The 9,311-nt window shown below is 60.5% G+C and carries 8 protein-coding genes; 2 read left to right on the forward strand and 6 right to left on the reverse strand.

Annotated elements, in window-relative coordinates:
- Nucleotides 1-74: 74 nt before the first annotated feature.
- From ACTJLA_RS23440 to ACTJLA_RS23465, 6 genes are all read right to left on the reverse strand, one after another.
- Entirely contained in the window at nt 75-1,433 is a 1,359-nt protein-coding gene (locus tag ACTJLA_RS23440) for an 8-oxoguanine deaminase (protein ID WP_054918745.1), read from the reverse strand.
- A 211-nt stretch (nt 1,434-1,644) separates the two neighbouring features.
- The gene (locus tag ACTJLA_RS23445; protein WP_047712496.1) at nt 1,645-2,331 is read right to left on the reverse strand and encodes an SDR family oxidoreductase; all 687 of its coding nucleotides are present in this window, start codon (nt 2,329-2,331) and stop codon (nt 1,645-1,647) included.
- A gap of 56 nt (nt 2,332-2,387) precedes the next feature.
- Nucleotides 2,388-2,969: an IMPACT family protein gene (locus ACTJLA_RS23450; protein ID WP_236456060.1), complete on the reverse strand. Its 582-nt coding sequence runs from the start codon at nt 2,967-2,969 to the stop codon at nt 2,388-2,390.
- Between the two features lie 12 nt (nt 2,970-2,981).
- The gene (locus ACTJLA_RS23455) at nt 2,982-3,641 is read right to left on the reverse strand and encodes a TetR/AcrR family transcriptional regulator (protein WP_034125910.1); all 660 of its coding nucleotides are present in this window, start codon (nt 3,639-3,641) and stop codon (nt 2,982-2,984) included.
- A gap of 87 nt (nt 3,642-3,728) precedes the next feature.
- The gene (locus ACTJLA_RS23460; RefSeq protein ID WP_054918737.1) at nt 3,729-5,123 is read right to left on the reverse strand and encodes a uracil-xanthine permease family protein; all 1,395 of its coding nucleotides are present in this window, start codon (nt 5,121-5,123) and stop codon (nt 3,729-3,731) included.
- A gap of 88 nt (nt 5,124-5,211) precedes the next feature.
- Nucleotides 5,212-6,132 carry a LysR family transcriptional regulator gene (locus ACTJLA_RS23465; protein ID WP_034125912.1) on the reverse strand — a complete coding sequence of 307 codons (921 nt, stop codon included), beginning with the start codon at nt 6,130-6,132 and terminating at the stop codon, nt 5,212-5,214.
- Nucleotides 6,133-6,258: 126 nt separating this feature from the next.
- Here ACTJLA_RS23465 and ACTJLA_RS23470 point away from each other — a divergent pair, with 126 nt between their 5' ends.
- Complete coding sequence (locus tag ACTJLA_RS23470; RefSeq protein WP_054918734.1) at nt 6,259-7,608, forward strand: aspartate aminotransferase family protein; 1,350 nt, start codon at nt 6,259-6,261, stop codon at nt 7,606-7,608.
- A gap of 39 nt (nt 7,609-7,647) precedes the next feature.
- Nucleotides 7,648-9,141 (forward strand): CoA-acylating methylmalonate-semialdehyde dehydrogenase, encoded by a 1,494-nt coding sequence (locus tag ACTJLA_RS23475; protein WP_440842235.1) that lies wholly within the window; start codon nt 7,648-7,650, stop codon nt 9,139-9,141.
- Nucleotides 9,142-9,311: the final 170 nt, after the last annotated feature.

The following is a 9,311-nucleotide window of genomic DNA, read 5'->3' on the forward strand; positions in this document are numbered from 1 at the left end:
GGCGCTACGCACCCCAGCGGGAGCAAGCTCCCTCGCCACAGAAGCCCGCTCTCACATTTTGATTGGCGCCTGGCTTAGGTGCCCGCGATCAAATGGCGCGCGGCCTGGCTGTGATCGGCGATCAAGCCCTTGAGGTCCAGGCCTTCGACTTGACCGTCGATCACCCGCCACTTGCCGCCAACCATCACTCGATCCGCCCGGTCCGCGCCGCACAGCAGCAGTGCGGAAATGGGGTCATGGCTGCCGGAGAAGCGCAGCTCATCGAGCTTGAACAGTGCCAGGTCCGCCTGCTTGCCGACGGCCAACTCACCAATGTCTGTGCGCCCCAGCAACTGCGCCGAGCCCTTGGTGGCCCAGCCCAATACGCCTTCGGGGGTGATCTTTTCCGCGCCGTAGCGCAGGCGCTGGATGTACAGGGCCTGGCGGGCTTCAAGGATCATGTTCGAAGCGTCGTTGGAGGCCGAGCCGTCCACGCCCAAGCCGATCGGGGCGCCGGCGGCAAGCAGGTCCAGAGTGGGGCAGATGCCGGAGGCCAGGCGCATATTCGAGCTTGGGCAATGGCAGATGCCGGTGCCGGCTGCGCCCAGGCGCTCGATTTCGTCCGGGTTGAAGTGAATGCCGTGAGCCAGCCAGGTGCGTGGGCCGAGCCAGCCGACGCTGTCGAGGTAATCCACGGTACGCAGCCCGAAGCGTTGCAGGCAGAAATCTTCCTCATCGAGGGTTTCCGCCAAATGGGTGTGCAGGCGCACGTCCAGCTGGTTGGCCAGCTCGGCGCTGGCTTGCATGATTTCGGGGGTGACGGAAAACGGCGAGCACGGCGCCAGGGCGATCTGGATCTGCGCACCGTCACCGCGCTGGTGATATTCGCGGATCAGGCGCTGGCTGTCTTCGAGAATCACCTGGCCTTGCTGCACGGTTTGCTGCGGTGGCAGGCCGCCATCGGCTTCGCCCAGGCTCATGGAACCGCGGGTGAGCATGGCGCGCATCCCCAGTTCACGCACGCTGCCTACCTGCACATCAATGGCGTTTTCCAAACCATCGGGGAACAGGTAGTGGTGATCGGCCGCAGTGGTGCAGCCCGAGAGCAGCAATTCGGCCAGGGCGACTTTGCTGGCCAGGGCGAGCTTTTCCGGGGTGAGCCGCGCCCATACCGGGTACAGGGTTTTCAGCCAGGGAAACAGCGGCTGGTTGACCACCGGGCCCCAGGCGCGGGTCAGGGTTTGATAGAAGTGGTGGTGGGTATTGATCAGCCCAGGCAGCACCACATGCTCGCGGGCATCGAACACCTGCGCGCAGGGTTGTGCAGGCGCTTGCCCTTGGGCCAGCACTTCGGTGATGACACCGTCTTGCAGCACCAGGCCGCCACGGGCATCGAGGCCATTGGCAGTGAAAATCGCGAGGGGGTTTTTTAACCAGATACGGGTCGCAGGCATTGGCCGGCTCCTCTGAATGATGGGTTCAGGTTTGCCAGCTCAGTGTTGCCCTGTCTGCTGATCCAGGGTCGCCGGGGAGGGCGAGGTGGGCAGTTTACCTCTGTGGGAGCGAGCTTGCTCGCGAAAATCGTCAATGATGACGCGGGCAGTCTGGTTTAACGCAGTGCTTGGGCGTTCTTCGCGAGCAAGCTCGCTCCTACAGTTGGGGGGGTTACCAGGTGATGGTGTCGCCCTTGTAGTCGACGAAGTGATGGCCGCCTTTGCCGGTGTAGGCATTTACCTGGTCCACCAGGCCGCGCACGCTGGTCTCGACGTCGATGTGGGCATTTTCGCCGCCCATGTCGGTCTTCACCCAACCTGGATGCAGCGACAGCACCGTCGGCTTGGGCTCGCCCAGTTGCGTGATAAAGCTATTGGTCATCGAATTGAGGGCGGCCTTGCTGGCCTTGTACAGCGCCAGGTCCGAGCCGTCGGGAATGGTCACGCTGCCCAGTACCGAACTCATGAAGGCCAGCACGCCGGTGTCTTTGCGGATCTGCCCGACAAAGCGCTGGGCCAGGTTGATTGGCGCCACGGCGTTGGTGAAGAACAACTGGCCGACTTCCGCCAGGGTCGCGTGGCCGGGCTCCTGGTTGGCCGGACCCTTGACGCCGGCGTTGACGAACAGCAGGTCGAAGGTGCGGTCTTTCAGGCGTTGGGCCAGGGCGATCACGGCTTGCTGGTCGTCCATATCCAACTTCTCGATCTGCACCGGCCCCACGGCTTTCAGGGCATCAGCCTTGTTGGGATCGCGCACGGTGGCGGTCACGTCCCAGCCGTCCTGGAGCAGTTGCTTGACCAGGCCAAGGCCCAGCCCGCGCGAGGCGCCGATGATCAGTGCGGTTTTTGGCGTAGACATGAAAGGCTTCCTTTGAAATCGCGGTTCATGGAGTTCAGCGCATAACAGTAGCAGTTTCAGCGTTCGAGCAGGATGCGCCCACGGCTCAGGTCGGCGAGCTGGGTTTGCAGGGTGTCGATGTGCGCCTCCCCCAGGGCGAGTTGCAGCTCTACACCGTTGGCGGTGAAGGTTTCTTCCACCACAATCCCGCCGAGTTCAGCGACGCGCAGCTTCACCAGGTTCAGCTCGGAGAAGCCACAGGCGCAGCTCAGAGGTACGCGGCTGATCAGCTCGATGCGCTCGGCATTTTGCAGGCATTTATTGGCCCCGCCGCCATAGGCACGGGCCAAGCCACCAGTGCCCAGTTGAATGCCGCCGTACCAGCGGATCACCAATACGGCCACCTGATCAAAGCCCTGGGCCTCGATGGCCGCAAGGATCGGGCGCCCGGCGGTGCCACCGGGTTCGCCGTCATCGCTGCTGCGGTATTGATCGCCCAGCTTCCAGGCCCAGCAGTTGTGCGTGGCGTTCAGGTCGCTGTGTTGCTCGAAAAACGCTTGGGCGTCCTGCGGGCTGGTAATCGGCGCCGCCAAGGTGATAAAGCGGCTCTTGCGTATTTCTTCACGAAACTCGCAAAAACCGGTGAGCGTAAAAGACATAAATCGCTTCGTTTATAGGGCTGGCTTGATGCCGCAGCCTTTGAGAATGATATGGATCAGGTTGGTGCCGGCATCTTCCATGTCCTGCTTGGTCAGCTTGGTGCGACCGGTGACGCGGCAGATCTGGGTGGCGAAGTCAGCGTAGTGCTGGGTGCTGCCCCACAGCAGGAAGATCAGATGCACGGGGTCGACGGGGTCCATTTTGCCGGCGTCGATCCACGCCTGGAACACTGCGGCACGGCCACTGAACCAGGCCCGATAGTCCTGGCCGAAATATTCCGTGAGGCATTCGCCACCGCTGATGATCTCCATGGCGAAGATCCGCGAGGCTTGGGGTTGGCGGCGCGAGAATTCCATCTTGGTGCGGATGTAACGAGCGAGCGCCACGGCTGGGTCATCCTCGGCGGTCAGCGCGTTGAAGGTGCTGTCCCAGAGTTCGAGGATGTTGCTCAGCACTGCGATGTACAGGCCCAGCTTGTTGGTGAAGTAATAGTGCAAGTTGGCCTTGGGCAGCCCGGCGCTGGCAGCGATGGTGTTCATGCTGGTGCCTTTGTAGCCATGGCGCGCGAATTCATCTTCAGCAGCCTGGAGAATCGCTTGTTCATTCTTTTGCCGAATGCGGCTGGCGGGTTTACCGCCGTGGTTGCTGTGGGCAGGAACTTCGAGGCTCATGGAGGTTTCCGTGCTGATCGATAGAGACGACGTGTGCACAGATAACCCACCCTCAAGCCTCAGACAAGTCCTGATGCAATAAAACCGTCAAAGCGGTTCCAGGCTGTCGCGTTCCGGGGTGTGGTTTGCGGCGGTGGTACTTGCCTTGGCCTCCGGCAGTAACAGGCACAGGAGGATGGCGGTGATACCGCCGCTGGTGATGGCGGAGTCGAACAGGTTCTGCACCAGTGTCGGCATCAGGTGCAGCAGGTTAGGTTGCGCGGCGATACCCAGGCCAACACCGAACGAGGTGGCGATAATCAGCATGCTGCGTCGATCCAGCGGTGCCTGGGCGAGAATGCGCACGCCGGCCGCGGCCACACTGCCGAACATCACCAGGGTCGCGCCGCCCAGCACCGGCTTGGGGATTTGCTGCAGCACGGCGCCAATCAGCGGAAACAGGCCCAGACAGAACAGCAACACGCCGATGTATAAACCGACGTAACGGCTGGCCACGCCGGTGAGCTGGATCACACCATTGTTCTGCGCAAACGTGGTGTTGGGGAAAGCGCTGAAAGTGGCGGCGATCATGCAGCTCACCCCATCGCCGAGGACGCCGCCCTTGAGCCGGCTTATATAAGAAGGGCCGCTGATAGGCTGGCGGGCAATCATGCAATTGGCGGTGAGGTCGCCGACGGTTTCGATGCTGCTGATCAGATAAATCAGCGCAATCGGCAGGAAGGCGCTCCAGTCGAAGTTGAAACCAAAGCGGAATGGTGTAGGCAGGCTGACCAATGGCAGGTCAGGCAAAGCCTGGGGAACAAGTTTACCGCTGAACCACGCCGCGAGGCTGCCCAGGGCCAGGCCGATGATGATGGCCGACAGGCGTACCCAGGGCGTGTTCGAGCGGTTGAGCAGGATGATCGTCAAAACCACGAACAGGCCCAGCGCCAGGTTGGCGGGGGCGCCGAAGTCCGGTGCATTGAAACCGCCGCCGAGGTCGGTGATACCCACTTTGATCAGGCTGATGCCGATCAGCGTAATCACAATGCCGGTCACCAGCGGTGTGATCACGCGGCGCAGCTGGCCGATAAAGCGGCTCAATACAATCTGTACCGCCGCGCCAAAGAAGCACACGCCGAAAATCATCGCCAGAATGTCTTCCGGACTGCCGCCGCGTTGTTTCACCAGAAAGCCTGCAGACAACACCGCGCCGAGAAACGCAAAGCTGGTGCCTTGCAGGCAGATCATGCCGGCACCGATACCAAACGGCCTGCGTGCCTGGATGAAGGTGCCTACGCCGGAAACCATCAACGCCATGCTGATCAGGTAGGGCAAGTGGGCGGTGAGGCCGAGGGTGGAGCCAATAATCAGAGGCGGCGTGATGATGCCGACGAACGCCGCCAATACATGTTGCAGCGCCGCGAGGAAAGCGGGCAGTGGTTTCGGCCGGTCGTTGAGGCCGTAGATCAGGTCGCTGGGGCTGGAGGATTCTGGGGGCATGGCGGGTCAACTCAAGGCGGACGGTTCAAGGTCCTTGAGTCCTTGCAAAAAGCTGTCCATATGCTCAGCTTTTTGCGCGAGGCCCGAATCAGCGGGTGGCGGCCAGGCTTTCCAGGAAACTTTCCAGCACCAAATGAGGGCGACGGCCCTTGCGCGTGACCGATGCCAGGCTCAAATCGTAAAAACGTGTAGCCGGTTTCAGCGCACGCAGTCGGCCTTGTTGTACCCACAGGCTGGCGTAGTGATCGGGCAGGTAGCCGATATAACGCCCGGTGAGGATCAGGAACGCCATGCCTTCACGGTCTGACGCACTGGCGGTGCAGTTGAGCGCCTGGTAATGGGCCTGGATTTCCGCAGGTAAGCGGAAGGTGGGGGCGATGGCGTCCTGGCTGTCGACGCGCTCGTCGTCGAGTTGCTTGTTGTCGGCGTAAAACAGCGGGTGGCCGACCGCGCAATAGAGCAAGGAACGTTCGCTGTACAACGGCTGGTATTCCAGGCCCGACAGTGCGCTGGCCTGGGGCACCACACCGACGTGCAGGCGACCGTCGAGTACGCCTTGCTCCACTTCATTGGGGGCGATCATGCGGATCTGGATCTGCACGTCCGGGCCGCGTTCTTTCAACTGCGCCAATGCGTGGGTGATGCGCATATGGGGCAGAGTGACAAGGTTATCGGTGAGGCCAATGATCAACTCGCCGCGCAAATGTTGGTGCAGGCCGTTGACCTCGGTGCGAAAACTTTCCAGGGCACTCAGCAGTTGCAGGGCAGATTGATAGACCTCGCGGCCTTCTTCCGTCAGGGAAAAACCGGCGCGGCCGCGTTGGCAGAGCCGTAGCCCGAGTCGTTGCTCAAGGTCGCTCATCTGCTGGCTGATGGCCGAGCGCCCGATGCCGAGAACGGTTTCCGCTGCCGAGAAGCCGCCGCACTCCACTACGCTGCGAAAGATGCGCAGCAGGCGAATATCGAAGTCACTGACTTGGGCCAAAGGGTCGGGACGACGGCTGCTCATAGTTTAGTGAAGTCCTGACTGAAGGTTAGAAGAGTTGGATTTCACCGACTTTATCCCCGTGGCAATTTAGCTGCAACAACGCTTTTTCAATCCCGACGCTGCCTTTTGCCCTGCGAGGTTTTGCTGATGAACATGCCCGAAAACGCCCCATCGTCCCTGGCCAGCCAATTGAAGCTGGATGCGCACTGGATGCCTTACACCGCCAACCGCAACTTCCAGCGCGATCCACGCCTGATCGTGGCCGCCGAAGGTAGCTGGTTGACCGATGACAAGGGGCGCAAGGTCTATGATTCGTTGTCGGGCCTTTGGACCTGTGGCGCCGGGCATACGCGCAAGGAAATCCAGGAAGCGGTCGCCAAGCAATTGGGCACCTTGGACTACTCTCCAGGCTTCCAGTACGGTCATCCGTTGTCCTTCCAGTTGGCGGAAAAAATCACCGACCTGACCCCAGGCAACCTGAATCATGTGTTCTTCACCGATTCGGGCTCTGAATGTGCCGATACGGCGGTGAAGATGGTGCGGGCCTACTGGCGCCTGAAAGGCCAGGCCACGAAGACCAAGATGATTGGTCGCGCCCGTGGTTACCACGGCGTTAACATTGCCGGTACCAGCCTGGGCGGTGTGAACGGTAACCGTAAGCTGTTTGGCCAGGCGATGATGGATGTTGACCATCTGCCTCACACCTTGCTGGCCAGCAACGCTTTCTCCCGGGGTATGCCGGAGCTGGGCGGCATCGCGCTGGCCGATGAGTTGCTCAAGTTGATCGAGCTGCATGACGCGTCGAACATTGCGGCCGTATTTGTCGAGCCTATGGCCGGTTCCGCTGGGGTATTGGTGCCACCGCAGGGGTATCTCAAGCGTCTGCGCGAAATTTGCGACCAGCACAATATCCTGTTGGTGTTCGACGAAGTGATCACGGGCTTTGGCCGCACCGGCTCGATGTTCGGTGCCGACAGCTTCGGCGTGACCCCGGACCTGATGTGCATTGCCAAGCAAGTCACCAACGGCGCGATTCCGATGGGCGCGGTGATTGCCAGCAGCGAGATCTACCAGACCTTCATGAACCAGGCGACGCCGGAATACGCAGTGGAATTCCCCCACGGCTACACCTACTCGGCGCACCCGGTAGCTTGCGCGGCGGGCTTGGCGGCATTGGACCTGTTGCAGAAAGAAAACCTGGTGCAGAGCGTAGCCGAAGTCGCGCCGCACTTTGAGAATGCGCTGCACGGTTTGAAGGGCAGCAAGAATGTGATCGACATTCGCAACTACGGCCTGGCCGGTGCGATTCAGATTTCCCCACGTGATGGAGATGCCATCGTGCGTCCATTCGAGGCCGGCATGGCGTTGTGGAAGGCCGGTTTCTATGTGCGTTTTGGCGGCGACACCCTGCAGTTCGGGCCAACCTTCAACAGCAAGCCGCAGGACCTGGACCGTCTGTTTGACGCGGTCGGCGAAGTGCTGAACAAGATCGACTGATTTCTCCTTCTATATAGAACAATTTTTCAGGAGCCCTGCATGAGCCTTATCCAGCATTTGATCAACGGTGAACTGGTCAACGACAGCGGTCGTAGTGCCGACGTCTATAACCCGTCTACCGGGCAGGTGATTCACCAGGTGCCTTTGGCCAGTCGTGAAACCATTCAACAGGCGATTGACTCAGCCAAGGCGGCGTTTCCGGCTTGGCGCAATACGCCGCCGGCCAAGCGTGCCCAAGTGATGTTTCGTTTCAAGCAACTGCTGGAGCAGAACGAAGCACGGATCTCGCAGTTGATCAGCGAAGAACATGGCAAGACCCTGGAAGACGCCGCGGGTGAACTCAAGCGTGGGATTGAGAACGTGGAGTACGCGTGCTCGGCGCCGGAGATTCTCAAGGGTGAATACAGCCGCAACGTAGGGCCGAACATTGATGCGTGGTCGGACTTCCAGCCGTTGGGCGTAGTGGCGGGTATCACCCCGTTCAACTTCCCGGCGATGGTGCCGTTGTGGATGTACCCGCTGGCGATTGTCTGCGGTAACTGTTTCATCCTTAAACCTTCAGAGCGCGACCCGAGTTCGACGCTGTTGATCGCGCAGCTGTTGCAGGAAGCCGGATTGCCCAAAGGCGTGCTCAGCGTGGTGCATGGCGACAAGGGCGCGGTGGACGCATTGATCGAAGCGCCGGAAGTCAAAGCCTTGAGCTTTGTAGGTTCGACGCCGATTGCCGAGTACATCTATTCCGAAGCGACCAAACGCGGCAAGCGCGTGCAGGCGCTGGGTGGGGCGAAGAATCACGCGGTGCTGATGCCGGATGCAGACCTGGATAACGCTGTGAGTGCCCTGATGGGCGCGGCTTATGGTTCCTGCGGTGAGCGTTGCATGGCGATCTCGGTGGCTGTGTGCGTGGGCGACCAGGTAGCGGATGCGTTGATCGCCAAGCTGGCGTCTCAGGTCAAGGCGTTGAAGATTGGTGCGGGCACTTCTTGCGGGCTGGATATGGGCCCGTTGGTGACGGGGCAGGCGCGAGATAAAGTCAGTGGCTATATAGAGGACGGTGTGTCGGCGGGGGCTGAGCTGGTCGTTGACGGCCGTGGCTTGAGTGTTGCAGGGCATGAGCAAGGTTTTTTCCTCGGTGGCAGCTTGTTTGACCGCGTCACCCCTGAGATGCGTATCTATAAAGAAGAGATCTTTGGGCCGGTGCTGTGCGTAGTGCGGGTGGATAGCCTGGAAGCGGCGATGCAGCTGATCAACGATCATGAATACGGCAACGGTACTTGTATCTTCACCCGTGACGGTGAAGCGGCGCGCCTGTTCTGTGATGAGATTGAAGTCGGCATGGTGGGGGTGAACGTGCCGCTGCCGGTGCCGGTTGCGTATCACAGCTTTGGTGGCTGGAAGCGTTCGCTGTTTGGCGACTTGCATGCCTATGGGCCGGACGGGGTGCGTTTCTATACCCGTCGCAAGGCAATCACCCAGCGTTGGCCGCAACGGGCCAGCCATGAAGCGTCGCAATTCGCCTTCCCTAGCCTGTAAGGCTCGGTAGGTAAAAGGCCGGCCCCTTGGGGCCGGCCTTTGCATTATTGGGGCTTTTTTGACTTATATGACAGAAATGTGAAAAAGAAGGTTGACGGCAGATTCTGGAAGCCTATAATTCGCCCCACTTCCGGCGCAGTCGAAACGGAAAACTCCTTGGTAAACAATGA

Source organism: Pseudomonas sp. 22072, from assembly GCF_052046095.1.
Classification (GTDB): domain Bacteria; phylum Pseudomonadota; class Gammaproteobacteria; order Pseudomonadales; family Pseudomonadaceae; genus Aquipseudomonas; species Aquipseudomonas paracarnis.

Excerpts from the sequence above, each read along its gene's own strand:
- ACTJLA_RS23440 (WP_054918745.1), bottom strand. The coding sequence starts at position 1,433 with ATGCCTGCGACCCGTATCTGGTTAAAAAACCCCCTCGCGATTTTCACT.
- ACTJLA_RS23445 (WP_047712496.1), bottom strand. The coding sequence starts at position 2,331 with ATGTCTACGCCAAAAACCGCACTGATCATCGGCGCCTCGCGCGGGCTG.
- ACTJLA_RS23450 (WP_236456060.1), bottom strand. The coding sequence starts at position 2,969 with ATGTCTTTTACGCTCACCGGTTTTTGCGAGTTTCGTGAAGAAATACGC.
- ACTJLA_RS23455 (WP_034125910.1), bottom strand. The coding sequence starts at position 3,641 with ATGAGCCTCGAAGTTCCTGCCCACAGCAACCACGGCGGTAAACCCGCC.
- ACTJLA_RS23460 (WP_054918737.1), bottom strand. The coding sequence starts at position 5,123 with ATGCCCCCAGAATCCTCCAGCCCCAGCGACCTGATCTACGGCCTCAAC.
- ACTJLA_RS23465 (WP_034125912.1), bottom strand. The coding sequence starts at position 6,132 with ATGAGCAGCCGTCGTCCCGACCCTTTGGCCCAAGTCAGTGACTTCGAT.
- ACTJLA_RS23470 (WP_054918734.1), top strand. The coding sequence starts at position 6,259 with ATGAACATGCCCGAAAACGCCCCATCGTCCCTGGCCAGCCAATTGAAG.
- ACTJLA_RS23475 (WP_440842235.1), top strand. The coding sequence starts at position 7,648 with ATGAGCCTTATCCAGCATTTGATCAACGGTGAACTGGTCAACGACAGC.